22 protein-coding genes are annotated in these 25274 nt (G+C 59.3%); all 22 read right to left on the bottom strand.

Annotated elements, in window-relative coordinates:
• Positions 1–18: 18 nt before the first annotated feature.
• Positions 19–1017, bottom strand: coding sequence for a LysR substrate-binding domain-containing protein (locus tag JKL46_RS10335; RefSeq protein WP_201832559.1), 999 nt, complete (start codon positions 1015–1017; stop codon positions 19–21).
• Positions 1018–1060: 43 nt separating this feature from the next.
• Positions 1061–1465 carry a Zn-ribbon domain-containing OB-fold protein gene (locus JKL46_RS10330; protein WP_201832557.1) on the bottom strand — a complete coding sequence of 135 codons (405 nt, stop codon included), beginning with the start codon at positions 1463–1465 and terminating at the stop codon, positions 1061–1063.
• Between the two features lie 3 nt (positions 1466–1468).
• Positions 1469–2638 (bottom strand): thiolase domain-containing protein, encoded by a 1170-nt coding sequence (locus JKL46_RS10325; protein WP_201832555.1) that lies wholly within the window; start codon positions 2636–2638, stop codon positions 1469–1471.
• Between the two features lie 34 nt (positions 2639–2672).
• Positions 2673–3443, bottom strand: coding sequence for an SDR family NAD(P)-dependent oxidoreductase (locus JKL46_RS10320; RefSeq protein ID WP_201832553.1), 771 nt, complete (start codon positions 3441–3443; stop codon positions 2673–2675).
• Positions 3440–5161: an AMP-binding protein gene (locus JKL46_RS10315; protein ID WP_201832551.1), complete on the bottom strand. Its 1722-nt coding sequence runs from the start codon at positions 5159–5161 to the stop codon at positions 3440–3442. The genes JKL46_RS10320 and JKL46_RS10315 overlap by 4 nt, the downstream gene beginning before the upstream one ends.
• Positions 5158–6159, bottom strand: coding sequence for an ABC transporter ATP-binding protein (locus JKL46_RS10310; protein WP_201832549.1), 1002 nt, complete (start codon positions 6157–6159; stop codon positions 5158–5160). The genes JKL46_RS10315 and JKL46_RS10310 overlap by 4 nt, the downstream gene beginning before the upstream one ends.
• Positions 6156–7106, bottom strand: a complete 951-nt coding sequence (locus JKL46_RS10305; RefSeq protein WP_246529241.1) for an ABC transporter ATP-binding protein — start codon at positions 7104–7106, stop codon at positions 6156–6158. The genes JKL46_RS10310 and JKL46_RS10305 overlap by 4 nt, the downstream gene beginning before the upstream one ends.
• A 56-nt stretch (positions 7107–7162) precedes the next feature.
• On the bottom strand, positions 7163–8047 hold the full coding sequence (locus tag JKL46_RS10300; protein WP_201832545.1) for an ABC transporter permease: 885 nt from the start codon (positions 8045–8047) through the stop codon (positions 7163–7165).
• Entirely contained in the window at positions 8040–8960 is a 921-nt protein-coding gene (locus JKL46_RS10295) for an ABC transporter permease (RefSeq protein WP_201832544.1), read from the bottom strand. Before JKL46_RS10295 ends, JKL46_RS10300 begins: the two co-directional genes overlap by 8 nt.
• Before the next feature lie 25 nt (positions 8961–8985).
• Positions 8986–10563, bottom strand: coding sequence for an ABC transporter substrate-binding protein (locus JKL46_RS10290; RefSeq protein WP_201832543.1), 1578 nt, complete (start codon positions 10561–10563; stop codon positions 8986–8988).
• Between the two features lie 124 nt (positions 10564–10687).
• The gene (locus JKL46_RS10285; protein ID WP_201832542.1) at positions 10688–12259 is read right to left on the bottom strand and encodes an ABC transporter substrate-binding protein; all 1572 of its coding nucleotides are present in this window, start codon (positions 12257–12259) and stop codon (positions 10688–10690) included.
• 315 nt (positions 12260–12574) lie between these two features.
• A complete protein-coding gene (locus JKL46_RS10280) occupies positions 12575–14143 on the bottom strand; it encodes an ABC transporter substrate-binding protein (RefSeq protein WP_201832541.1) in 1569 nt (522 codons plus the stop codon).
• 269 nt (positions 14144–14412) lie between these two features.
• Positions 14413–15996 carry an AMP-binding protein gene (locus JKL46_RS10275; protein WP_246529250.1) on the bottom strand — a complete coding sequence of 528 codons (1584 nt, stop codon included), beginning with the start codon at positions 15994–15996 and terminating at the stop codon, positions 14413–14415.
• A gap of 71 nt (positions 15997–16067) precedes the next feature.
• Positions 16068–17072: an NAD(P)H-dependent flavin oxidoreductase gene (locus JKL46_RS10270; RefSeq protein WP_201832539.1), complete on the bottom strand. Its 1005-nt coding sequence runs from the start codon at positions 17070–17072 to the stop codon at positions 16068–16070.
• Between the two features lie 3 nt (positions 17073–17075).
• Positions 17076–17879 carry an enoyl-CoA hydratase-related protein gene (locus JKL46_RS10265; protein ID WP_201832538.1) on the bottom strand — a complete coding sequence of 268 codons (804 nt, stop codon included), beginning with the start codon at positions 17877–17879 and terminating at the stop codon, positions 17076–17078.
• Positions 17876–18733 carry a MaoC/PaaZ C-terminal domain-containing protein gene (locus JKL46_RS10260; RefSeq protein ID WP_201832537.1) on the bottom strand — a complete coding sequence of 286 codons (858 nt, stop codon included), beginning with the start codon at positions 18731–18733 and terminating at the stop codon, positions 17876–17878. Before JKL46_RS10260 ends, JKL46_RS10265 begins: the two co-directional genes overlap by 4 nt.
• A gap of 11 nt (positions 18734–18744) precedes the next feature.
• On the bottom strand, positions 18745–19476 hold the full coding sequence (locus JKL46_RS10255) for an SDR family oxidoreductase (RefSeq protein WP_201832536.1): 732 nt from the start codon (positions 19474–19476) through the stop codon (positions 18745–18747).
• A gap of 43 nt (positions 19477–19519) precedes the next feature.
• Positions 19520–20695, bottom strand: coding sequence for a CaiB/BaiF CoA transferase family protein (locus tag JKL46_RS10250; protein WP_201832535.1), 1176 nt, complete (start codon positions 20693–20695; stop codon positions 19520–19522).
• An 88-nt stretch (positions 20696–20783) separates the two neighbouring features.
• Entirely contained in the window at positions 20784–22199 is a 1416-nt protein-coding gene (locus JKL46_RS10245) for an ATP-binding protein (RefSeq protein WP_201832534.1), read from the bottom strand.
• Positions 22196–22423, bottom strand: coding sequence for an acyl-CoA carboxylase biotin carboxyl carrier protein subunit (locus JKL46_RS10240; protein ID WP_201832533.1), 228 nt, complete (start codon positions 22421–22423; stop codon positions 22196–22198). The genes JKL46_RS10245 and JKL46_RS10240 overlap by 4 nt, the downstream gene beginning before the upstream one ends.
• A 14-nt stretch (positions 22424–22437) precedes the next feature.
• Positions 22438–23979 carry an acyl-CoA carboxylase subunit beta gene (locus JKL46_RS10235; protein ID WP_201832532.1) on the bottom strand — a complete coding sequence of 514 codons (1542 nt, stop codon included), beginning with the start codon at positions 23977–23979 and terminating at the stop codon, positions 22438–22440.
• The gene (locus JKL46_RS10230; protein WP_201832530.1) at positions 23976–25232 is read right to left on the bottom strand and encodes a CaiB/BaiF CoA transferase family protein; all 1257 of its coding nucleotides are present in this window, start codon (positions 25230–25232) and stop codon (positions 23976–23978) included. Before JKL46_RS10230 ends, JKL46_RS10235 begins: the two co-directional genes overlap by 4 nt.
• Positions 25233–25274 lie beyond the last annotated feature (42 nt).

The raw sequence follows: 25274 nt of genomic DNA, 5'->3' as shown, positions 1-25274 counted from the left end.
AGGGATAGCGAACGGAACTCAGTCGCTCAAGACGTCGTCTTCGACATCGTAGCGCGGGGCTGAAGGCTGTTGGGTCCGGGATGTCACACCGACATACTCGGCGGGCCAAGTACCGGCGTTGATGAGCTTTCGGATCAGGTCTCCGGTCATGCGGTGGATTGCAACCGCCGCATTGGACAGCGGCTTTTCCGCCGAATGCGCCAGGAACAGCTTGCGTGTCGGCGTGGGATCGACAATGCGGATGGCTTTCAGGGTCCCTAGAACCACTTCCTGGCTGACCGCCATCAGCGGCAGAATGGAATAGCCCATCCCACGCTCCACCATCAGCTTGATCTGGGTGGCGGAGTCGATCTCCATGTGGGGATTGAGCGCGATCCCTTCCTTGGCTGCGAAGTCGTCGAGAATGGTGCGCAGGCCATGGACCTTCGTCGGGAGGACGAGATCCAATTTGGCGGCTTCCTGGAAGCTGATCTTCGACATCGGGAGCGTCGGAAGGTTCTTCCGGTTTGGTGCTATGACCCAGAGTTCCTCGGTGAGAATATGGATCGAGCTGATGAGCTGTGCGTCGGCCGTGCGATAAATGATGCCGAGATCGACTCGCCCTTCGCGCAGCCAGGAAAGAATGTCGCCGCTCATAGCCTCGGCGACGCTCAGGCGGATCAGCGGAAAACGCGCGCGAATTGCCTCGACCATTGGGAATGCAAGCACATTGGCAACGGTCCCTGGAAGAGCGAAGCGGACATGGCCGACTGGCTGTTCCTGACTGCTGATGATTGCATCGCGAGCCACCTCGACATGGCCAAGGATGATTCGCGCATGATGCAGGAGTGTTTGCCCAGCTTCCGTCGGCTCGACCCCTTTCGGGCCTCGGAACAGAAGCTGGCACTTCATTTCGGCTTCTAGCTGGCGCACATGCTGACTGAGAGAGGGTTGAGCGACGTGAACCTTCAGTGCTGCTTTCGATAGAGAGCCTTCTTCAACAATAGCAACAAAAAATTGCAATTGCCGGATGTTCACGCAATATCCCTTCGTTTCAAAGCCCTTGATTGAAGCATTGTGGTTACAACGATTCTAAGGGGCTGAAAAGCAGAATGTTTTGGCCTGTTTTCGATCGACGGAACACTGCCTTGACTCTCTGCCCGATCCTTAGCGAATCCGGGTCGCAATCGACGATATTCGTCATCGCTTTGACCCGGTCCGCAATCTCCACATACGCAATGACATAACGCGGCAGATCCTTGCCCGCCGTCACCACGCTGAAGGAATAGATCTCGCCGTGGCCATCGGTCTCCTTCCATTCGAGATCCGCGGAATAGCAGTGAGGACACATGGCGCGTGGATAGTGATGACCGCGTCCGCAATCCCTGCAGGTATGAATGACGAGCTTGCCCTCGTTGGCCGCATCCCAAAAGGGACGTGCTTCCGGGGAAATCTCCGGATGAATATATTCGCGTGTCGTGCTCATCTCTCAATCCTCGCAGGCCAGAATTAGTGTCGCGGCACCATGCCGTGTTCCAAGACTGCCACCGGTGCCGTGCACCAGGGCGATCTTACAATCCGGGACCTGCACGGCCGGATGAGCCTCGCCACGCAGCTGGCGAACCGCCTCGATCACTTTCGTCATTCCACCTCGGTTCGCCGGGTGATTGCTGCAGAGACCTCCTCCATCGGTGTTGAAAGGAAGCTTGCCCCTTCCGGAGATCAGATTGCCTTCTGCGACGAACCCGCCACCATGCCCGGGCTTGCAGAAGCCGAGATCCTCAATCTCCATAAGCACTGTGATCGTGAAGCTGTCATAGATCGACGCATATTGAATCTGGTCGTGCGTTACGCCCGACATGTCGAATGCCTGCTTGCCCGACCATTTTCCTGCGCTGAATGTCAGGTCGATGTCGCCGGCACTCTGATGCTTGATCGCCTCGCCTGTCCCGAGAATGCGGAGGCCCGGCTTCGCCAGATCACGCGCGATCTCCTTGCGAGCAACGATGAGCGCCCCCCCGCCGTCGGTGATGACGCAGCAATCGAGGCGGTGCAGCGGAGAGGCTACCATCGGAGAGGAGAGTACATCCTCTACCGTGACAGCCTTCTGAAGCATCGCATGAGGATTGTACTGGGCATGGTGGGAGGCTGCGACTTTGATCCAGGCGAGTTGCTCGCTCGTCGTGCCAAATTCATGCATATGGCGTGCTGCGCACAGCGCGTAATTCGCCGGAACGGTCGGGCCATAAGGCACTTCGAAATCCCGCTCCGGTCGGTCTGCCGGGAGCGCGAGCGCGACGGAGCTCGCCGATTTATTCTCACTCCGAGGCTTACCGGCGAGTGTGATCAGGGCGATATCGCAAAGCCCCGCGTCGATCGCCCGCGCCGCATGGGCCACATGCGCAACGTAGGACGATCCACCGGTTTCGGTGGTGTCGACATAGCGCGGAGTGATATTGAAGTAGTCGAGAACACTCAGCGGGCCCAGGCCCGGTGCATCGCCCGCGCAGAAATAGCCGTCAACGTCGGATAAGGACAGCCCCGCATCCGCGACAGCGCCAAGTGCCACTTCGGTGTGAAGCTGCACGAGGGATTTGTCCGGCGCAAACCGTGTCGGATGCTCATAGGCTCCAACGAGCCTTGCTTGCAGTTTTTCCATTTCTTGAGGTCCTGTTCAGATCACAGCAGAAGTGTCAGGCCATGAAGGCGCCGCCATTCACATCGATTGTCGCGCCGGTGACATAGGAAGCATCCGGAGAAACCAGATAAGCCACGGCACCAGCGATATCCTCAGGCAGGCCGAAGCGACCGAGCGGCACCTTCTTCGTCACCTCTTCTCGAGTCTCGGCGGAGAACCCGGCGAGCTTGATGGTGTCGATGAAGCCTGGAGCGACGCAGTTCACGGTTATGCCATACCCGGCCACCTCGTTCGCAAGCGCCCGTGACAGCCCCAGAAGACCGGCCTTCGACGCGGTATAGTGGCCCGATGTCTTGTCCGGTTTGGTGCGGGCGGCCTGCGAGATGATGTTGACGATCCTACCGCCTTTTCCGCCCTTGCGCATGACCGGCAGCACCTCGCGGGCGAAGACGAACGGCGCGGTCAGATTGACGTGCAGAATTTCGCTCATCATCTCGCCGGTCGTCTCCTCGAGGAAGAACTTTCGGCCGTTGTTCTTCGGCGATATGGCGGCGTTGTTGACCAAGATATCGAGCCGTTCGAACTTTTCATCGGTTTCAGTCACAAGCTGGCGGATGGCAGCAAAATCGGTCGCATCCATCCGGATGGAGTCAGCACACCCCCCGCCGGCAACGATGGTATCGCGGGTCTCGTTTCCCTCATCAGTGATATCGACGACGATGATATGGGCACCATCGGCAGCAAGCCGGGTGCAGATCGCGCGGCCGATGCCCCGGCCGCCACCGGTCACCACCGCAACCTGCCCTTTCAGTCGGCCATCGCTCATGCGGCGGACTCCTTCGCTTCATCCGCCAGCCAATCGGCGAGAACCTGCTTGCGCACCTTGCCTGTCCCCGTCATCGGCAACTCGTCGGCAATTCGGATTTCCGGAACCTTGAAGTCGGCAAGCTTGTCCAAGCACCAACGGCGAAGCTCCTCCGGTTCGACCGCATCTTTCACGCGGACGAAGGCAACGGGAACCTGGCCTTTGTGCTGATCGGGGCGTGGCGCAACGGCCGAGATCTCCACCGCCGGATGCATTGCAAGAACGACCTCGATCTCCGCCGGGAACACGCTCATACCGCGAACCTTGATCATCTCCTTCCGGCGACCGAGGTAATGCAGGTGCCCTGTCTTGCCGATGAAGCCTAGATCGCCGCTGTGCAGCCAGCCATCACGGACGAGTTCCGCGGTCGCATCCGGTCGCTGCCAATAGCCCTTGGTCAGAGACGGGCTCTTGCAGCAGATCTCCCCCTCCTCTCCGATCGGCAAGGTCCTGCCGGTTCCGAACTCCGCGATCTTGAACCGTGTGCCGACGACGGGCAGCCCGACGAATGTCCGCGGCTGCTTGAGATCGAAATCGTCGTCCTGCATTCCGAATGTAAAGGTGTCCGAGGCATGGGTTTCGGTCATGCCCCAGGAGCTTTCGATGAGCGTAACGCCGATCTTCTTCTGCCAAAGCCTGCGTAGCTCTATGGTCAACTTGTTGATGAGGCCGATGACCCGCACGCTCATCAGGCTCGACAGGTCATACTCATCGAGATCCGTGCGCTCGGCGATCTCGATAGCGCTGTCCACGGGGAGCGTGAATTGCGTGATCCGATACTTTGCAATCGCCTTCAGGACGGCGGGCGGGTTCCATCGCGCCATGAGAACGACCGTCTCACCGTAGAGCAAGGGACCGATGAGACTGCCGTTCTCGCCGGCAATCCAGAATTGCGGTAGGAAAACGAGCGTGCAGTCTATTCTGTCCTCGCGGCCGATGAGAGAGCGGGAAGAGGATGTGGTGTAGAGCATGTTGCCGTGGGTGTGCATGCATCCCTTCGGCAATCCGGTTGTTCCACCCGTGTAGTTGAGCGCGGCCAGATCATCCAGCCCGACGTCGTTATCAGGGTACTCGCGCCGCGCGGACAAAAGCGCTGGCATCAGATCGATGGCACCCTCACAGGCGATCTTGTCTCGCGGGATGGAGGGATGGATCGGGATCTCCGGATCTTCGGGAAGAGCATCCGCAAGCGAGGTCACGAAAATATGGTCAAGGAGCCCAGCTTCGCGCGCTTCCTCGGCAAGCTGCATGGCACGATCCTGGACGACGAGGACGCGCGTGCCGCTGTCACGCAATTGGTTTTGGATCTCAAAGCTCTTCGAAAGCGGGCTGATTGCCGTATAAACGGCACCAAGCTTCATGATTCCGTAAAATGCAAACATGTATTGCGGGCAGTTCTGCATGCAGATCCCGACGCGATCCCCCTTTTGCACACCACGTTCGGCGAGAAGCGCCGCAAACCTGTCCGACATTTCATCGTATTCGGCATAAGTCCAAGTTCGGCCATAATAGATGATGGCTGGACGCCCCGGGTCGCGCTTGGCCCATTCCGTGATGTAGCGGAAAAGCGGAATCTGACCCATCGGGTAGTGGAGATTGCGCGAGACCTCGGCCGGCCACGCCTTCTCCCACAAGGTGTCGAGCTCCGCGAACTGGACCTTTTCTTCTTCCGGATTCATGCTGTTTCCTTCTCGAGAGCAGCAGCCGTAGCCCTGTCATCCTTGTGCAGGTAGCAGGCGGACCAATGCTTTCCGTCCAGTTGATAGCGCGGCGGGAATTCCGTGGTGCAGATATCCATCTTGAATGGACAGCGCGGGTGAAACTTGCAGCCCGATGGCGGGTTGACGGGACTTCCCACCTCTCCGCGGATCATGTCCGCGGGATTGCGCATGTCCGGATCAGGATTGGGAACCGAAGCGAGAAGGGCCTGCGTATAGGGATGGCTGCGCTCGGAGAACACCTTCTCGACGGGACCGAGCTCGACGAGGTTCCCGAGATACATGACGCCGACATTAGTCGAGAACTGCTCGACCAAGGCAAGGTCATGCGCGACGATCAGATAGGTCAGTCCGAACTCTTTTTGGATATCCGTCAGAAGATTCAGGATCTGAGCCCGGATCGAGACGTCGAGTGCCGAAATGGGCTCATCCAGCACCATGAAGGGCGGCTGCGGCGCCAGCGCCCTCGCGATCGCAATGCGCTGCCGCTGTCCTCCCGAGAACTCATGCGGATAAAGGTCCGCTGCGCTGGCCGGGAGACCGACGATCTTCAGCACCTCCCTGACCCGGTCCATGCGTGCGGCGCGATCGCCATAGCCTTGCGCCTGCAGCGGTTCGGAAATGATTCCCTTGACCCGCAAACGAGGATTGAGTGACGAATAAGGGTCCTGAAAGACCGCCTGTGCCGCACGACGATAGCGGGCCAGATCGGCACGCGATGCGCCGACCAGCTCGATGTCGTCGAAGACGATGGATCCGGACGTGGGCGTCTCGAGTGCCAGAATCAACTTCGTAAGCGTGGTCTTGCCGCAACCGGACTCGCCGACGAGCGCGAAGGTTTCGCCTCGGTTGATCTGAAAGCTGACATCTTCCACTGCGTGGACGACGGTCTGCTTGCCGAACATGCCGGTGGCGAAGTGCTTGGTGAGGTTGCTGACCTTCAGGATAGGACTGCTCATGCCTTGCTCTCCAGAAGCCAGCAGGCTGCGGAATGCCCGCTCTCCAACTCGACCGTCGGCGGGTAGACATCGCATTTCGGCATGCGATGCGGGCATCGATCGGCGAACCGGCAGCCCTTCGGGGGATTGAACAGGCTCGGCGGCTGCCCTGGGATCGCATAGAGGCGCTTCTGCCGCTGGCCGATCTTCGGGATCGATTGGAGGAGCCCTTGGGTGTAGGGGTGCGCAGGGCGCTTGAAGATGTCCCGCGCATCGCCGATCTCGACAATGCGGCCTGCATACATGACCGCCACCCGATCGCAGAGCTGCGCGGCAACACCCATGTCATGGGTGATCATGATGATCGAGACGCCGGTCTCCTCCTGCAGTTTGCGGAACAGATCCATGATCTGGATCTGAATTGTGACATCGAGCGCACTCGTCGGCTCATCGGCAATCAGCAGCTCGGGCTTGGCTGCGATCGCCATGGCGATGACCGCCCGCTGGCGCATGCCGCCCGAGAACTGATGCGGATAGCTTGCGAGCCGCTTTTCCGGCGCGGGTATCCGCACCTTCCGCAGCATCTCGATCGAGGCATCCCTGATCTCGCGGCGGCTCATGTCCTTATAATGGTAACGAAACGGCTGCCCGAGCTGATCCGCGATGCTGTAGACCGGATTGAGCGAGGTCAACGGATCCTGCAACACCATCGAGATCCGATTGCCGCGCCAATTCTTGGCGATTTCCTTCTCCGGCAAGCTGACGATATCGATCCCGTCGAACTTGATCGAGCCGCCGACAATCCTCCCGCTCGGCTTTGGCAACAGTCGAATGATCGACATGCTGGTGAGGGTCTTCCCAGAGCCGGACTCGCCGACGATTCCCAGAGTCTGCCCCCGGTTCAGGCTGAACGACACACCGTCGACCGCCTTGAGCGTTCCGCGACCCAGCACAAGGTGCGTCTGCAAGTCATTGACTTCGAGCAGCGGCTGGCTCGTCTGTTGTCGATTGTTTGCTAGCATGTTCAGAGCTGCCTGCGCTTGGGATCGAAGGTATCGCGCATCCAATCTCCGAAAAGATTGGCGGCAAGGCACGTCAGCATGATCGCGATGCCCGGCATCGTGATCGCCCACCAGGCGACAGTGATGTAGCTGCGGGCATCGGCAAGCATCAGCCCCCATGAGACGTCAGGATTCTGAATGCCGAGGCCGAGAAAGCTCAGCGAGGCCTCGAAGATGATGACCTGGCCAACCTGCAGCGTGGCGAGCACAAGAAGTGTGTTCATGATGTTGGGCAGCAGGTGCCGGATGAAGATCACCGGGGTGGACACGCCTGCGATGCGCGCCAAGGCCACATAGTCACGCTGCTTGAGCGAGATCACCTCGGCACGGACGATCCGCGCATACCAGCTCCAGTAGGTAATGGCGATGACGATGAGCACCGTGCTGAGGCTCGGACGAAGCAGGGTCGCGAGAACGAGCGCCAGTGCCAGGGCCGGTACGGACATCTGGATGTCGACGATACGCATGATCACGGTATCGACGGTACGACCGAAATAGCCCGCCATCATGCCGAAGATCGCGCCGATTCCACCTGAAACGATGATTGCGTAGATCGCCACGATCACGGAAATCCGCGCACCGGCAATGATGCGGCTCAGGATATCGCGGCCAAGATTGTCCGTTCCGAGGGGATAGGCCCAGCTCCCCCCTTCGACCCATCCGGGCGGCTTGAGAGCCATTCCGAGATTGAGCGCGGTCGGGTTATGTGGGGCGAGCTGGTTCCCAAAGATGGCGCAGATCACCAGGACGCTCAGAATGAAGATCGGGATGAAGGGCAGGCGCATGATCGCGCTCAGATTCAGCCTCGCTCGCGGCGCGGAGATGGTGGCGGTTTCGACGCTAGACATTGACTCGAGCCCTCGGATCGATGACGCCGTAGCTGAGATCAACCAGCAGGTTGACTGTCACGAAGACGACGGAAGTGAAGAGCACGCCAGCCTGGACGACAGGGAAGTCGCGCGCGAATACGGCTTCGACCACGGTCCTTCCGACCCCGGGCCAGGCGAAGATGACCTCGACAACGAAGGTTCCTCCCAACATCGCTGCAAAGTAGACGCCGAGAACCGTGATCAGCGGAACCGCGGCATTCCGGAATGCATATTTCCAGACCAGCACGCTCTCGCTGGCGCCGAGGATGCGCCCCATCTTGATGTAATCGCTGTCCAGCACGTCGAGCATCGACGAGCGCACGATGCGGGTCTGCGCCGCGACGGGATATGACCCGAGCGCGATGGCCGGCAGGATCAGATGCCTGAACGAGCCTGAACCATAGGCCGGGAGCCAACCCAGGGAGACTGAAAAGACGAGAATGAGGATAAGGCCCACCCAGAAATTGGGCATGGCCTGCCCCGCCATGGCGAGCGTCTTGCCCACGCGGTCAATCCAGGATCCGCGATAAACGGCGGACAGAACCCCAAGCGGCACCGCAACGCTGATGCTGAACAGCAGGCCTGCGGAGGCAAGCTGGATCGTTGCCGGCAACCGATCGAGCAGGAGGGTCAGTGCAGGCATCTCCCACCGATAGGACATGCCCAGGTCACCCTGCAGCGCATGGCTCGCGAAGATCAGATACTGCTCCCAGATCGGCCGATCGAGACCGAGGGTGGCGCGCATCTGGCGCACCATCTCCTCCGTGGCCTCGGGCGGTAGCAGCATGGCGACGGGATCGCCCGTCAGGCGGGTGATCACGAAGATCAGCAAGCTCGCGCCTATGATGCTGAAGAGCCCGTGCAGCAGTCTTTTGAGGATGTAAGTCCACATTGTCGCGTTTTCCGCTCCCGATCAGCTAGTCGACGATGTCGACGAGTTGGAAGAGATGCCAGTAGCCCGGATAGGCCCAGGGCGTGAAATCGATCCGCTTGTTCCAGGCATAGGTCGTCCGCGGCTGATAAAGCGAAATGCCGCCCAGGACCTGTTCCTGGCGATAGCGGGCAGCCTCCTGGATCAACAATCGGCGTTTCTCCATGTCCATGATCTGCTGGATCTTCTGGACATACTCGTCCGCCTTCGGGTCAGCCGTTTGCGAGAAGGTGCCGAAGCCGATTTCCGGCGCGTAGCTGTGAAGGGCCGACGAGGACCAGGAATTTCCCGGATCGGAGGGGATTCCCTGCGCGGACATATGGATGGACAGGCCGTCGAGATGGGGAGGGTTCGCGCGGCGCAGTAGATCGAGCCACGCGCCGAACTCCACCGCGCGGATCTGGCATCTGATCCCAGCCTGCTGGAGATAGGCATAGATCGCCTCGCTGACCTCCTTGATGTTCGGCTCACGAGGGGTCGTCAGGCTATAGCAGGGAATATCGAGACCGTTAGGATATCCTGCCTTTGCCAGCAGTTCTCGCGACTTCGCCGGATCGAATTCGTAAGGCTTCAAGTTCGGATCGTAGGCATTGCTGTCTGTGCCGATGCCCGCAAAGCGATTTCCCTCTCCATAAAGGACGACCTTCAGGATCGCATCCATGTCGAAGCCATGAGCGATCGCCTGGCGCACGGGGAGCTTGGCGAAGGGCAAGGCCTTGTTGTGACTCGGGAAATCCAGATAGACGAAGTTGCCGTTTTGGACGCTGAAGGTGTTGAAGCGCTTGTCGGCCTTGAATTCCGAGATCAGGGGAAGAGGAACGTTGTCGATCCAGTCGACCTCGCCGGCGCGCAGTGCGGAGACCCGCGTCAGATCCTCCGGGATGATCTTGATCGTGAGGTTCTTGGCTTTGGGGCCATTCTTCGCATTCCAGTAATCGTCGTTTCGAGTGAGGTTCAGTTCCCGTTTGATCTCGCGCGATACGAACTTCCAGGGGCCGGTGCCGACGGGCTTGGCACCGAAGGCCTCCATGCTGCCGACCTTCTCGAAGTATCGCTTCGGCATGACGACGATCTGCAGATACTCCGCGAGATAATTGCCATCGGGCTGCTTGAAGTTGATGCGGAAGTAATGGTCGTTGAAGATTTCAAAGCCTTCGACATTGCGATGACGCGAGGCGGTCAGAGAAACCTTCGGATCGCGCTGGCGCTGCCAGGAAAACTCTACATCCTGGGCGGTCATCGGATCGCCGTTGTGAAAACGCACGTCGTCCCGCAGCCAGACGTCGATATAGGCTTTGCCATCCTTCTCGCCTACTTCCCATTTCGTGGCGAGCCAAGGAGACATGTTCCCCTTCGAATCAGGGATCACAAGCATCTCGAACAAATGAAAATAGTAGAACCGATCGACGGTTCCCGAGCTGCGCGCCGGATCGAGCGTCGTCGTCTCTGCGGAGAAAGCGGCAACGACCGTATCGGCATCTCGCGAGAATGCGGGCAGGGACGCCAGAGCAAGCCCCAACGCAAACCCCATACTCGTGACAAGTCTAGCAGCGCGCAATTTCATTTCATCTCCCCGCTTTATTGTGAAGCCGCTCCGTGGAACGGCGCTTTAGGCAGTCGCTCGGCACTCGAGTCTTCGGAGCGGCGTGAGAATGTTTCCTCTCATCGCCGCCTTTCGAGGCACAGCCTTAGTTCTTGAAGCCGATCTCCTGGAACGCCCGCCAATAACCGGGGAATGGCCAAGGCTTGAAATCCACATTGTCACGCCAGGCCATCGTCATGACGGGCTCGTATGTCGGAATTCCACCGAGCAGGTTCTGATACTTGTAGCGTGCGATCTCCTTGATCAGCACGTCGCGTTTCTCCGGCTCCATCGTCACCTGGAGCTTTTCGACCATCTCATCGGCCTTTGCATCAGAGGTATGAGAATAAGCACCGAAACCCTCGTTCGGCTGGTAGCTGTGCAGTGTGGACGACGCCCATGTATTGCCGGGATCCGCGGGGATGCCCTGAGCCGACATGTTGGTGGTGATACCATCGAGCTTGTTGCTGTTGCGCCGGATCAGATCGACCCAGGCGCCGTACTCGACGTTGCGGATCTGGCAGCGCACGCCGATCGTCTGCAGATAGGCGTAGACGGCCTCGCCCACCTCCTTGATGGACGGCTCGCGTTGCGTCGTCATGTTGTAGCACGGCGTATCGAAGCCGTTCGGGTAGCCGGCAGCAGCAAGCAGCTCCTTCGCCTTCACCGGGTCATAGGCATAGGGCTTGATGCTCGGGTCGTAGGCCGGGCTTGAGGTCCCTACCCCTGTATAGCGCCTGCCCTGCCCGTAAAGTACGCTCTTGATGATGGCATCCATGTCGAAGCCCATGGCGACGGCTTGGCGAACGCGGACATCATGGAAGGGCGACTTCGTGTTGTGCTGCGGGAAATCGAAATAGAGATTGTTGCCGCCGTTTACGCTGAGCGTCGTGACGCCCTTCATCGACTTGAATTCCTGGACCAGCGGCAGAGGCACGTTATCGATCCAGTCGACTTCGCCGCTCTTGAAGGCGGCGACCCGCGTCAACTCCTCGGGAATGACCTTGATGACGAGGTTCTTGACCGTCGGCCTATGATCCTTATTCCAATAATCTTCATTCAGGGCGAGCCGCAATTCATCGCCCTGCTTTCGCGACACGAACTTCCAAGGCCCGGTTCCGATCGGCGCCTTGTTGAATCCCTCTTCGCCCACTTTCAGGATATATTTCTTAGGCACGGCCGCGAGGTGGAGGAAGCTTGCGACATAGTTCCCGTCCGGCTCGCTGAAGTGAATGCTGAAGCGGCGATCGTCGATAACCTCGAACCGCTCGACTTTCCGATGGCGCGAGGCGACCCGGGAAACTTTGGGATCGGATTCACGCTGGAAAGAATATTCGAAATCCTCGCTGGTGAGTGGGTCGCCGTTGTGAAACCGGACCCCAGGACGGAGTGTCACGTCGATGCGGGTCTTGCCGTTCTCCTCCACAACGTTCCAGCTCTCGGCAAGCCAGGGCATCGGCTTGCCATCGCGGTCCGGCTGAACAAGGAGCTCGAACATCTGATAAAGGAAGAAGCGGTCGGCGGTGCCGGCCACCTTGTTGGGATCGAGCGTTGTGGCCTCATTCGTGAAGCCCACGACCAGCGTGTCCTTTGCGGCCAGGGCAAAAGCTGATCCGACAAAGGCGATCGAGGATGCAAGCAATCCCACTGCAAAGCAGTTGCGGATCTTCGCCGCCATCACGTCCTCCCATATTTCAATAATTCTATGATCGAGCTTCCCCCATTCTCCCTATAGGTTTCCAATAGGAGTTCGCTTTCTGCCTATACAGACACCTTATGGCTCGGCGCTGCCGATGACGGCGAAGAACATATGTCTATGGAGTAGAACGAAGAAACCGATGGCCAATGCAGCATTTCGCCTGCTACCCGTGGCCATCGGATCCTGGGGGATTGGTGATTGCTTAAGAGCTTGCGGGCGTGGCCTGCATGCGGCCGCTTAGATCCCAGCAGAACCGGGCGGAAAAGCATCTCAGGCTTTTCCGCCGCAATCCATTCAGTTTTTAAGGCCGACCTCCTGGAACGCCCGCCAGTAGCCAGGGAATGGCCAGGGCTTGAAGTCCACATTGTCGCGCCAGGCCATCGTCATGATCGGCTCGTAGGTAGGAATGCCTGCAAGCACATTTTCGTACCTGTAGCGCCCTGCCTCGCGGATCACCTCAGCCCGCTTCTGCGCATCCATGGTCGATTGAAGCTGCTCGACATACTGGTCCATTTTTTTGTCTGCGGTATGGGAGTACGCGCCAAAGCCCTGTTCCGAATCATAGCTGTGCAGGATCGCAGCCCAGGAGTTGCCAGGATCGGCAGGTATCCCTTGAGAGGACATGTTGGTGGTGATTCCATCCAGCTTGCTGTTGCTCCGCTTGATCAGGTCGATCCAGGCGCCGTACTCGACATTTCGGATTTGGCAGCGCACGCCGATCGTCTGCAGATAGGCATAGACAGCTTCGCCCATCTCCTTGATCGACGGCTCGCGTTGCGTCGTCATGTTGTAGCACGGCGTATCGAAGCCGTTCGGGTAGCCGGCAGCAGCAAGCAGCTCCTTCGCCTTCACCGGATCATAGGCGTAGGGTTTGACGGCCGCATCATAGCCGGAACTCGATGTTCCGATCCCCGTATACCGCCTACCCTGCCCATAGAGCACATTCTTGATGATGGCATCCATGTCGAAGCCCATGGCGACGGCTTGGCGAACGCGGACATCATGGAAAGGCGACTTTGTGTTGTGCTGCGGGAAATCGAAATAAAGATTGTTGCCGCTATGAGTGCTGAAGGTTTTGACACCGTTCATCTTTTTAAACTCAGCCACGAGCGGCAGCGGGACATTGTCAATCCAGTCCACCTCCCCGTTGCGGAAGGCGGCAACCCGCGTCAGCTCCTCGGGGATGACGCGAATGACGAGGTTCTTGACTGTCGGCCTATGGTCCTTGTTCCAATAATCTTCATTCAAGGTCAGCTGTAATTCCTCACCCGGTTTTCTCGACACGAACTTCCAGGGGCCGGTTCCAATCGGGTGCTTGAGGAAGCCTTGATCTCCCACCTTCTGGAAATATTTCTTTGGAAGTGCTGTGAGATGCAGATAGCTGGCGATATAGCCGCCATCAGGTTCCTTGAAATGAATGCTGAAGCGGCGGTCATCGATGACCTCAAACCGTTCGACCTTGGTATGGCGCGACGCGCCACGCGATATCTGCGGATTGGATTCGCGCTGAAAGGAAAACTCGAAATCCTCGCTGGTGACGGGATCGCCGTTATGAAATTTGAGTCCCGGCCGTAGTGTCACGTCGATGCGGTTCTTGCCATTCTCTTCGACGACGTTCCAGCTCTCGGCAAGCCACGGGATCGTCTTTCCATCCCTGTCAGGTTGAACGAGGAGCTCGAACATCTGAAATAGGAAGAAGCGGTCGGCCGTGCCGGCCATCTTGCTCGGATCCAGCGTGACCGCTTCATTCGTGAAGCCGACGACGAGTGTTTCGTTCTTGTCCTGTGCGAGGCCTGGGGTCGCCAGCCCCACCGATGTTGCAAGCAAGGCCGGCAAGGCCCCGCCACAGAGTTTCGCGATCATTGATGTCCTCCCTTGGATACTCAGATCCACGCCTTGAGCATCGCCCCTCTGCGGATCCGTTTTCCAATAGGAGATAGTTTTCGTATTATAGCCAAACCATATGACTGCGTTTCAAGAAGGTCTGTTGCCATCACTGAAATGGCACCTTCTTTGCCCGCGAGACTCTATGCCGATCGCCGCGATCTTATTATTTCGGCGACATTGCAGGCACCATTGCCAATCCAGTCAGCCGGGAAGGCAGATCGACTGACTGGATCGGGCCGGAACTTTCAGCCTACGGTCGCTTCCAGCAAAACCTTGTCGCGGAGCATCTTTCGCGAGTACTTGCCAACCGACGTCTTGGGGATCTCAGGGAGGAACGCGAGCAAGCGAGGCATCTCGTGACGTCCCAGCTTGTCCTTGAGAAAGACTTGCAGTTCCTCGATCGTAAATTCCGACGCCTGCGGACGCAGCACCACGAAGATCTTAGCCGATTCACCCCGATAATCGTCCGGCACACCGATTGCCATCGCTTCCGCAACCGACGGGTGCTCCATGACGGCATTCTCGATGGTAAGTGGATAGACATTGAAACCGCCGGAAAGGATCAGGTCCTTTTTACGATCCACGATGTAGAAATAGCCGTCTGCGTCCATATGGGCGATATCACCGGTCATAAGCCAACCATCGACGAAGACATTTTTCGTCTCCTCCGACTTGTTCCAATACCCGGACATGACGCATGGCCCACGCACGCGCAGTTCCCCAACCTCACCGGCCTGCAGGACTTTCCGCGGGTCATCGGCAGCGACGATCTGCATGTCGATTCCGGGAAGAGGAATTCCAACAGTTCCGTTCTTTTCCCGGGGCCACTCTCTTGGGATGGTCGTTGCGCCACCGAGCTCGGTCATGCCCCATCCGCCACGCAATCGATGTCCGGTCAGGGACTCAAGCCGGCGTGACACCTCCAGAGGCAGGGGAGCTGCCCCGGAGCCAAGATACAGGAGGCTCGATAGATCTCGCTTCTCGATGCCGGGAAAATTGGCGATGGCAATCCACATGGTTGGAACGCCGGCAAATGTCGAGATTCGCCGCTTCTCGATCAGATCGAGGGCATCCTCCACATCGAAGCGCTGACGGATGATGCTGAGCGCGCCCTCTCGCAACCGGCGCAACAACCCGGTCAGGCCGAGTGCATGGAACAAAGGCGAATAGCACAGATAGATATTGTCCGGCCCGCCACCTGGCGCTTTCTTCCACCACTCCACCGCGATCAGCGTTCCTGCCGTGATGTTGCGCTGGGACAGCATGGCGCCTTTCGGCAGACCCGTTGTCCCTCCAGTATATTGCAGCAGCGCCAATTCCTGCGGATCCCTGTCGGGAACAACCAGCTCTCTGCTGGCACCTGCAGCGAGCTCATTGTAGCGCACAAATCCTTTCGGCAAGTCGCCGATGGCTCCCTCTGCGGCAGCCGATACGGGGTCCTCGCAGACGATGACCCTCTCGACGGCACCACGTCTCAGAAGTTCCATCGCCTTCTCGGCGAAAGCTTTGGTCGAGAGCGTCACGAGCACGCGCGCGCCGCTGTCCCTGAGTTTATGCTCGGATTCACGGATGGCATCGAGAGGCGACAGATGAACCGCAGCCCCGCCTGCGAACTGAGTGCCGAAGAAGAAGAATGGGTGCTGCGGGCAGTTGGGCAGGAATATGCCGACACGATCCCCCTTCTGCACGTCTGCCCTGCGAAGAACCTCGGCAGCCACGGCCACCTCTTCACCGAGGTCAGAGTAACTCAATGTGTGACCGAAGTACTCGATGGCCGGGCGCTCCGCGAACCTTTCAACGGATTCCGCAAGGAATTGCGGAAGGGTCATCGGCTGCGGGTCAAAACTGCGGCTGACGCCTTCGGGATAGTGCTTCAGCCAAGGACGATCGACGTGGATTCTCATGCCGGTGTGCTTTCCAATTCCCTTGCTGCAAATCCCAGTTCGGCGATGCGGTGAGCTGCGGCCCGGTATTCACGATGCAGTCGATTGATGAGATCGGCAGCGGGCACGACTGAAGTCAGAGCGCCGACACCTTGCCCTGCGCCCCATATATCCCGCCATGCCTTCGGCTTTTCGCTCTTGGCCGAGAAATCGAGATTCCCCTCTCGCTTCGGCAAGGCATCCGGGTCGAGACCGGCCGCGCGGATCGAGGGGGCAAGGTAGTTACCGTGAACCCCGGTAAAGTAGTCCGTGTAGAGAATGTCCGACGCAGCCGCATCGACGATAGCCTGTTTGTGGCCGGCGGTCGCATTCGCCTCTCTCGTGGCGATGAAGGCCGACCCGACATAGGCGAGATCTGCGCCTAGCGCTTGTGCGGCCAGAATAGCATCTCCGCGCGCGATCGCGCCGGAGAGCGCAAGCGGGCCATCATACCAACCTCGGATCTCCTGGATCAAAGCGAACGGCGAGAGTGCACCTGCATGGCCGCCCGCACCGGCGGCAACCGCAATGAGACCATCGGCCCCCTTTTCGATCGCTTTGCGGGCGAAGCGATCGTTGATCACGTCATGCAGCGTGATGGCGCCCGCGGCATGCGCCGCAGCGTTCACATCGGGACGAGCACCGAGCGACGTGATCCAGATCGGTACTTTCCAGCGTGTAAGGATCTCGATATCGCGTTCCAGGCGGATATTCGACCGATGGACGATCAGGTTGACGGCGAAAGGCGCAGCGGGATTTTCCGGACTTTCTTGGTTATGACGGTCGAGTTCCTCATTGATCCGCTGAAGCCAGAGTTCAAGCTGAACCGGTTCGCCTTCCTTCTCGCGCGCATTGAGGGCCGGAAACGAGCCTACAACTCCGGACTTGCACTGAGCAATGACGAGATCCGGGCCGGAGACGATGAACATGGGCGCCCCGATCAGGGGCAGCCGAAGGTTCCTCAACAAGGATGGCAGCGGCATGGCCTAGCGCCCTACGAAGCGAGCTGGCCGCTTCTCCGCAAAAGCCATGACACCTTCGACAAAATCCGCACGGAACCCGGCGGCCCGCTGAGCCGCAGCTTCTTGCGTCAGGGATGCGGCAAGGTCGCTTTCGAGCGAGCGCTTTACGCCCTGCCGAATGGCGGCATAGGTCGCGGTCGGACCTGCTGCGATCCTCGCTGCTATATCGGCAGCGACGGCCTCCAAATCTCCGTCGTCGACAACCCTGTTCACCATGCCGATACGGTGTGCCTCATCGGCAGGAACCTTCTCGGCGAGATACATCATCTCCAGGGCCCGCTGACGGCCGACCAGGCGAGGAAGTTGCCACGTGAGGCCTGCATCTGCGACGAGACCTACTTTTGAGAAAGCGAGCATGAAATATGCGGACTTTGCCGCGATCAGAATGTCTCCCACGAGCGCCAGCCCGACGCCGGCGCCGACGGCTGGCCCGTTGATCGCCGAGACGATCGGCACGGGAATCGTCAGAAGTTTCTCGATGAGAGGGTTGAGAATCCTCTCCAGCCCCTCCCCCATGTCCTTCTCCCCAGGCTTCTGACCTCCACCCTTGAGGAAAGCTCCAGCGCAGAAGGCGCGTCCGGAGCCGGTCAGAACAATTGCCCGGGCTCCGCTGTCAACAGCATGATCGGACGCCAGCGCGAGCGCGGGTACCATTCCGGGAACGGTGGCATTCAGCGCCTCCGGGCGGTTCAGGGTCAGCGTGACAACGTCGCCCTTTCTGGAGGACAGGACCAATGGCCTATCATCATCGCTTAGCTGCTCAGTCATTGGGATATCTCTGCACGACCATTGGAAAGAACGAGCGCATCGCGCTCGACGACTTTGGCTTGGAACCGGACGACATCGTCTTCAAGCCAAATCTCCGTGCGGATCGTCTCCCCCGGGAAGACGATCGATGAGAATCGGGCATCGAAGCTCTTCAACCGGGCCCCGTCATAATCAAGGGCGGCAGCGACAACGGCATGCGCGCAGGTCCCGTAGGTTGCAAGCCCGTGCAGGATCGGCTTATCGAATCCCGCCTTGCGCGCGAATTCCGGCTCCGCATGAAGCGGGTTCATGTCCGAGCTCAGACGATAGATCAGTGCCTGTTCCGGGCGCGTCGGCAAATCGACTGCATAATCCGGTGCGCGCTCCGGCACGGGTGGAGCTTTCGGCTGCGACTTCTGAGGGCCGCCGAACCCTCCGTCACCGCGACAGAAACTGACATTGCCGACGGTTGCGTAATGCACGCCCGTATTCGCGTCATGGAGTTCGCGAGCCGAGTAAAGGATAGCTCCCTTTCCCGCCCCCTTGTCGATGATGTCGACGACTCTCGATTGGGCGACCAAGTTTCCGGAGACCGGCATCGGCGCATGAATTCGCAGTGTCTGCTCGCCATGTACGATCTTCGTCCAGTCGATGCCGGTATCGAGATCGCGCATCCAGAAGCCAGGCGAGCCGAGCACTACCGGCGTTGTCGGGAAAATCTGCTGATTCTTCTCATAGACATAAACCAGCTGGCGTTCGTCCAGAGAGTCGTATCCAAGCCCGATACCGAGCGCATAGAGAATGGAGTCCTTGAAATTGTAGGACGCGCGCACTTCCGGAATGCGCAGATTCATGAGCTTGTCGTAATCGATCATATCTGCACGTCCTAAAGCATTGAGCGGCCGCCGTTGACGTCGACACAGGCACCGGTGATGAATCCGGCCTCCTCCGACGCCAGGAACGCGGCTGTTGCACCGAGTTCCGTTGCCGTTCCCGGGCGGCCGACAAGCGTTCCGTCGAGGAGCATCTTGAAGCGCTCCGGCGGAAGCGCTCGTGTCATTGCGGAATCGACGAGCCCAGGCGCGATAGCATTGCAGGTTATTCCATACGACGCGAAGTCGCAGGCCAGCGAGCGCGTCAAGCCCAACACGCCGGCCTTGCTGGTCACATAGGCCGGACCAGAGGTGCCGACATTGGTGCGGCCCGCGCGCGAGGAGAAATTGACAATGCGCCCCCATCCCGAAGCCTTCATATCCGGGATGAATGCCCGGGCCAGAAGCAGCATTGCGGTCAGATTGACATGGATCGTGTGGTTCCATTCCTCGAGGCTGACCTCGAGGGCACCTGCGACCTGGCCATTGCGGCGTGGGGAAATTCCGGCGTTGTTGATGAGAATTTCGGCAGGGCGCCAGCCGAGCGAGGCAATGAACTCGCGGATACGAGCTCCTGAGGATTCATCGCCAATATCACAGTCGATCGCAGTAACTTTGTCGCGCGGGAAGCGTTCGGCGGCCTCGTTAAGGCGACCGCCATCGATATCGACCATCACGATGCGACGTGAGTGCCTGAGCAACTGCTCGACGATCCCGCCGCCGATTGTACCTGCCGCGCCGGTCACTACTGCAGTACGCTTCTCCATTTTACCTCCCGAAGAGCAATATTTATTGATTGTTTCCGATACGAGCCGACTTACGCTCCATTTCAGGAGGCGCCGATCCGAACTCCGCTAAAATGGAATCAGTGTCTGCTCCGAGCGCCGGAACGTCTTTCTTGACGTTCGTGAGGCCATTGAACGACGCACCCGGAGACAGCATGCAGATCGATTGCCCCGTCGATGTAACGGCATCGACGTAGCGGTTCTGCGGATGATCCGCCAAATCATCCATTGTGCTAATTCGACCATAGGCAACCTGTGCAGCTTCGAGCCTCCGAATTGCCTCATCCCGGTCAAATCGGCCGAAGATATTCTTGATGATCGCGTCGAGTTCCGCCCGATTCTCGACCCTGCTTGTATTGCTCGCGAAGCGAATCTCGACCGCGATGTCGGGACGCTCGAGCACCCGCTCGCTGAACACTTTCCATTCGCGCTCGTTCTGAATCGAAATCAGGACTTGGCGCCCGTCCGAGCAGCTGAAGGCTCCGTAGGGAGCAATCGTCGGATGCGCGAGACCGGTTCCTTCCGGATTTTTTCCGCCATAGACGTATTGAAGCAGAGGCACATTCATCCAGTCCGCCGTCGCGTGGAAAAGGGATACATCGATGTGCATCCCCTTCCCCGTAATCGATCGTTGCAGCAACGCCTCGAGGACAGCCTGATAGGCTGTCATCCCCGCGGCGATGTCGCAGATGGAGACACCTACACGCGCAGGGCCGGCTGCATTGGCCGTAAGAGACGAGAGACCGCTCTCAGCTTGCACGAGGAGGTCATAGGCCTTCAGGTGACTGAGATTACCTTCTGCGCCGTATCCGGAAATGGAGACGGTGATGAGCTTCTCGTTTTCCTCCCGGAGGTCGCAAAGCGCAAGGCCAAGTCTCTCCATCGCACCAGGAATGAGATTCTGGATCAGAATGTCAGCGGTTCTCGCGATGCTACGCAGCACCTCGACATCGTCCGGCTTTTTAAGGTCAAGGCAGATGGATTCCTTGCCGCGGTTCAGCCAGACAAAATAGGAGCTGTCGCCCAGCACGTAATCGTCGTACCGGCGGGCGAAGTCACCATCGGGGCGCTCGACCTTGATAACCCGTGCGCCCGCTGCGGCGAGACGGCCGGAGCAGTAAGGCGCGGCAACTGCCTGCTCGACAGCAACAACGAGAGTACCGGCTAGGGGTTGGATCATATGCAATGCTCTCAAACGTTATGAGCTACAGTCGAAAATTGCGCGGCTCTGGGCCAATATATCCTTCTTCGCACCCTATATGAGTTTGCTATGTGGCGGCTGGCGCCGATGCTTCCGGCGCAAGCAGCACTTCGGCATTTCGCTCGATGAAGGTTGTGCTGACGCCTCCGGCGGTGAAATCCGGATGGGCGCAGATGCGCTGAAGCAGAAGACGGTTTGACTTCAGGCCCTCCACCTGAATAATCTGCAGCCTATCCCCGAGCGTGCGGATCGCCTCATCGCGACTGGCGGCATGAACGACAAGCTTTGCCAGCAGGGAATCATAGTAAGGCGTGACTTTGTCGCCCTGGCGCAGGCCGGTCTCAATACGCAGCCCGCAAACCTCACTGCCGAGATCAAACCGCGTCAGTTCGCCGGGAGAGGGCAGGAACATCTTTGAGGGATCCTCCGCGCAAAGCCTCACTTCCAGAGCATGCCCGGTTCTTGTAATTCCCTCGCGATCGAAAGGAATGGCTTCCCCTGCCGCCACGCGCAATTGCCACTCGACGAGGTCCAGGCCCGTAATCATTTCGGTGACGGGATGCTCAACCTGCAGCCTTGTATTCATCTCCAGAAAATAGAAGCGGTCGACGCGAAGCCCAGCGCTGACATCGGCAACGAACTCTACTGTGCCTACGCCCTCGTATCCAACCTGCGCAGCCAGTCGAACCGCCGCCGAGATCATTTCCGCGCGCATGTCCTCAGGCATGCCCGGCGCCGGGCTTTCCTCGATAACCTTCTGGTGCTTGCGTTGGATCGAACAGTCACGCTCAAAGAGCGAAACAACCTTACCGTGAGAATCGGCTAGAATCTGAACCTCGATATGACGAGGCTCGACGAGGAATTTCTCAAGAAGAACCTGATCGTTACCGAAAGCCGACTGCGCCTCCCGCCGCGCCGCCGCCAGGTTGCGTGGGAATTGCGCCGGAGCGTCAACCCGGCGCATCCCTTTACCGCCACCGCCCGCGACAGCCTTTATGATGATTGGCCAACCGATCCGCTCGGCTTCATTCGCGAGGAAGGCTTCATCTTGCTCGTCACCGTCGTATCCCGGCAGTAAAGGCACTCCGCAGGATTCTGCGATCTGCCGCGCCGCGCCCTTGTAGCTCATGGAGCGTATCGTTGCCGCGGAAGGCCCGATGAAGCAGATGCCGGCAGCGTCGCACGCCTCGGCGAAATTGGCATTCTCCGAAAGGAACCCATAGCCAGGATGGATAGCCTCGCAGCCCGTCTTCCTTGCAGCATCGATGATGGCAGCGATGTTGAGATAGCTTTCAGCCGCGCGCGCTCCTCCGATCAGAACGGCGTCATCGGCCATCAATGTGTGAAGGCTCCCCTCATCGGCGTCGGAAAAGACTGCAACGGTCCGAACGCCAAGCCTTCTGCAGGTGCGGATGATCCGGCAAGCGATCTCACCCCGGTTGGCGATGAGGACCTTGGCGAAGGGTGGCGAGGAAGGCGTCACAACGCGGCCTCGATGCTGACCAGCGGCTGGTTCTCTTCAACAGAATCACCTTCCTTGACGAGGACTTCACGCACGATTCCCGAAAGCGACGAGTCGACGGGGATCTCTGTCTTCATCGATTCCAAGATGATAAGAGGATCGTATTCCTCGATAGGTTGCCCAGCCTCCACTTCGACCTTCCAGACGAGAGCTTTGATCGGGCTGTGTATGAGCTTCAGCGACATCAGGTCTTCCTCGTTCAGGGGCGGAGCGCGGTTGCCACGGGCCCGGGCTCGCGCAGCTTGGCCACATTGTTCGCAAATTCACACAGGAGTGGGCGTGTCTCGCGGGGATCGATGATATCCTCGCAATCGAAGGCCATGGCCGCACGGAATGGCGAGCGAACCTGATTGAGGCGCGCTTCGATCAGGCTGAGCATCGCATCCGGATCCTCTGCCTTTGCAATCTCATCACGGTAGGCGGAGGCAACACCGCCTTCCACGGGAATCGAGCCCCAATCCCCGGAAGGCCAGGAGAAGCGATAATGATAGCGGGCGTGGTTGGCGTGCGATGCACCGGCAACGCCGAATACCTTACGCACGAGCACGGTGCACCAGGGAACCTTCGCCTGAAATACGGAGCTCAGCGCCCGCGCGCCTGAGCGGATGGTGCCTGCCATTTCCGCGTCGCGCCCGATCAGAAACCCCGGTACATCGACGAGATTGACCACCGGAAGATGGAAGGTGTTGGCAAAATCGACGAAACGCTCGACTTTGGCGTTGGATTCCGCCGTCCAGGCTCCGCCATAGCGATAGGGATCGCTTGCCATGACGGCAACCGGCCAACCATCGAGCCGGGCAAGGCCGGTTATGACCGACGCGCCATAGCGCTGTGTCATCTCCATAAATGAGCCGCTGTCAAAGACCGACTTGATGATGCGCCGCATGTCATAGACACGCCGCCGCTCCTGCGGGACGGCCTTGATCAGCCATTCGTCCTTACGGTGTGGATCGTCCTGGGGAACGGTTCTCTCAGCGAGCTCGTAGACGGAGGACGGAAGATAGGAAAGGAAACGCTTGGCGCAGGCGAAAGCTTCCTCCTCAGTATCGACGACCTCGTCGACGCCACCTGCCCTCGCCTGCAACTCGGCGCCACCAAGCTCTTCCTTGGTGACCACTTCACCGAGTCTCGCCACCAGCGGCGGACCGGCCATGAACATGTGGGACCGCTCACGAACCATCACGGCATAGTGGCTGAAGACCATCTTGGCGGCGCCAATTCCGGCAACCGGGCCGAGGCCGAGCGCCACCACCGGGATGGTGCCCATGTTCTCGACGACTGTCTCCCACCCTTCCATTTGGGGGATATAGGTGCGCCCCAATTGTTCGAGCGAGCGGCTGTTGCCGCCGGTCGATTCCAGAAGACGGACGAGCGGAATACGCAGCTCATTGGCCATCTTCTCGCACATTGCGAATTTGCCGGGAACCGTCGCCCCGCCAGCGGAGCCGACGACGGAGTAATCATCCCCTGCCACGCAGACAGGCCGGCTGTCGATCTTCGCACGACCGAAGATGAGATTGCCCGGCGCGAGATTCGAAACCCGGCCGCCTTCGTCGAACTCGGGCCGGCCGGTAAGAGCGCCGACTTCTCGGAACGAGTCTGCGTCGACAAGCTTCTCGATACGTTCGCGGACGTTCAGGCGCCCACTGGAGCGTCGGCGCTCAAGAGCCGCTTCGCCCCCCATGGCTGCGGTCATTGCCTTGAGGCGATTGAGCTCTTCTACTTCCTTTTCCCAACTCATTTCCGCGCCGCATCCTCGCCGAGATAAACGATATTCTTTTGCGCCAAGGTACCGATCTTGTCCGCCTCATAGCCCAGCCACTCAGTCAGGACCTCGGCGCTGTGCTGCCCCGGATTTGGCAGTCCGCGCCGAATGCTCGTTGGTGTGTCGGAGAGCGTTACCGCCGTATTCGCCACCGGAACGCTCGCACCGCTCGGCTGATCGACATAGACAATTCGACCACGGGCCAAGAGATTCGGGTCGGTTACCACGTCATCCACAGTCGCGCATTTGGCGCAGGGTATGGCCGCTTTCGCCATAGCCTCGATCACCTCTTCGACAGGGTGCGCTCCAATCCACTCCGCCGCAAAGCTCTCAACGTCCTCGACATGTTCATTGCGCAATGGCGACGTCAGGTATCGAGGATCGTCGATCAGTTCCGGCTTTCCAATCAGGCGGGCAAGCCTCTCCCACATCTGCTGATTGCCGGCGAGAAGCATGATCCAATGACCGTCGCTCGTGCGGAACGTGTTGGCTGGGCTGGTGTGACGATCGCGATTGCCCATGCGCTCAGCACTGCGACCATTGATCAGCAGATCCGCAATCGTGCCGTGGAGCATGGGAAGTGCCGTGTCGATCAGGCTTGCTTCGACGACCTGACCACGCCCGGTCGCTTGGCGAGCATAGAGTGCGCTGACGATGCCCAGCGTGGCATAGATCCCGGTCGTGTAGTCGCACATATAGACACCGGCCATTGTCGGGGGGCCGTTGGGGTCGCCGGTGAGATGCATGATACCGCTCATCGCCTGCCCGATCATGTCGAGGCCGGGGCGTGAAGCGTAGGGACCGTCACTGCCGAAGCCGGAGATGCGGGCCATGATCAAGCGCTCGTTGATCGCGTGAACGACATCCCAGCCGAAGCCCATCCTCTCCATGACGCCGGGTCGAAAATTCTCTACCAGAACATCACTGGTGGCGATCAGATCCCGCAGGACCGCCTTTCCCTCCTCGCTCCGAAGGTCGAGGACGAGGCCGCGCTTGTTACGGTTGACCGCCAGCGCATAGAGACTCTGGCCCGACGTCGACGGCTCGAGCTTCCGCGAGCGTTCGCCGACCGCCGAGGTTTCGATTTTGACCACGTCGGCACCCAGATCACCAAGCAGGGTACCGCAAAACGGCCCGGCCAGGGCCCGCGTCAGATCGAGGACGCGAACCCCTTGCAACGGACCCGGTCGATGCTGCCCTTGCACCCGTGAAGGAGCCTCTGCAGTCATGTTACTCTTCCTCCCACAGCCGATCCCGGCCCGCGATTCTCA

It is taken from the genome of Microvirga zambiensis WSM3693 (genome assembly GCF_016735695.1).
Lineage (GTDB): Bacteria > Pseudomonadota > Alphaproteobacteria > Rhizobiales > Beijerinckiaceae > Microvirga > Microvirga zambiensis.
The sequence above is the reverse complement of the archived record's forward strand: the minus strand, read 5'-3'. Positions and strand labels throughout refer to the sequence as shown.

Coding starts and splice junctions, on each gene's coding strand:
- JKL46_RS10325 (WP_201832555.1), bottom strand. CDS start 2,638: ATGGAAAAACTGCAAGCAAGGCTCGTTGGAGCCTATGAGCATCCGACA.
- JKL46_RS10250 (WP_201832535.1), bottom strand. CDS start 20,695: ATGATCCAACCCCTAGCCGGTACTCTCGTTGTTGCTGTCGAGCAGGCA.
- JKL46_RS10330 (WP_201832557.1), bottom strand. CDS start 1,465: ATGAGCACGACACGCGAATATATTCATCCGGAGATTTCCCCGGAAGCA.
- JKL46_RS10295 (WP_201832544.1), bottom strand. CDS start 8,960: ATGTGGACTTACATCCTCAAAAGACTGCTGCACGGGCTCTTCAGCATC.
- JKL46_RS10240 (WP_201832533.1), bottom strand. CDS start 22,423: ATGTCGCTGAAGCTCATACACAGCCCGATCAAAGCTCTCGTCTGGAAG.
- JKL46_RS10230 (WP_201832530.1), bottom strand. CDS start 25,232: ATGACTGCAGAGGCTCCTTCACGGGTGCAAGGGCAGCATCGACCGGGT.
- JKL46_RS10270 (WP_201832539.1), bottom strand. CDS start 17,072: ATGCCGCTGCCATCCTTGTTGAGGAACCTTCGGCTGCCCCTGATCGGG.
- JKL46_RS10315 (WP_201832551.1), bottom strand. CDS start 5,161: ATGAATCCGGAAGAAGAAAAGGTCCAGTTCGCGGAGCTCGACACCTTG.
- JKL46_RS10260 (WP_201832537.1), bottom strand. CDS start 18,733: ATGATCGATTACGACAAGCTCATGAATCTGCGCATTCCGGAAGTGCGC.
- JKL46_RS10290 (WP_201832543.1), bottom strand. CDS start 10,563: ATGAAATTGCGCGCTGCTAGACTTGTCACGAGTATGGGGTTTGCGTTG.
- JKL46_RS10320 (WP_201832553.1), bottom strand. CDS start 3,443: ATGAGCGATGGCCGACTGAAAGGGCAGGTTGCGGTGGTGACCGGTGGC.
- JKL46_RS10265 (WP_201832538.1), bottom strand. CDS start 17,879: ATGACTGAGCAGCTAAGCGATGATGATAGGCCATTGGTCCTGTCCTCC.
- JKL46_RS10310 (WP_201832549.1), bottom strand. CDS start 6,159: ATGAGCAGTCCTATCCTGAAGGTCAGCAACCTCACCAAGCACTTCGCC.
- JKL46_RS10235 (WP_201832532.1), bottom strand. CDS start 23,979: ATGAGTTGGGAAAAGGAAGTAGAAGAGCTCAATCGCCTCAAGGCAATG.
- JKL46_RS10285 (WP_201832542.1), bottom strand. CDS start 12,259: ATGGCGGCGAAGATCCGCAACTGCTTTGCAGTGGGATTGCTTGCATCC.
- JKL46_RS10300 (WP_201832545.1), bottom strand. CDS start 8,047: ATGTCTAGCGTCGAAACCGCCACCATCTCCGCGCCGCGAGCGAGGCTG.
- JKL46_RS10275 (WP_246529250.1), bottom strand. CDS start 15,996: ATGACCCTTCCGCAATTCCTTGCGGAATCCGTTGAAAGGTTCGCGGAG.
- JKL46_RS10280 (WP_201832541.1), bottom strand. CDS start 14,143: ATGATCGCGAAACTCTGTGGCGGGGCCTTGCCGGCCTTGCTTGCAACA.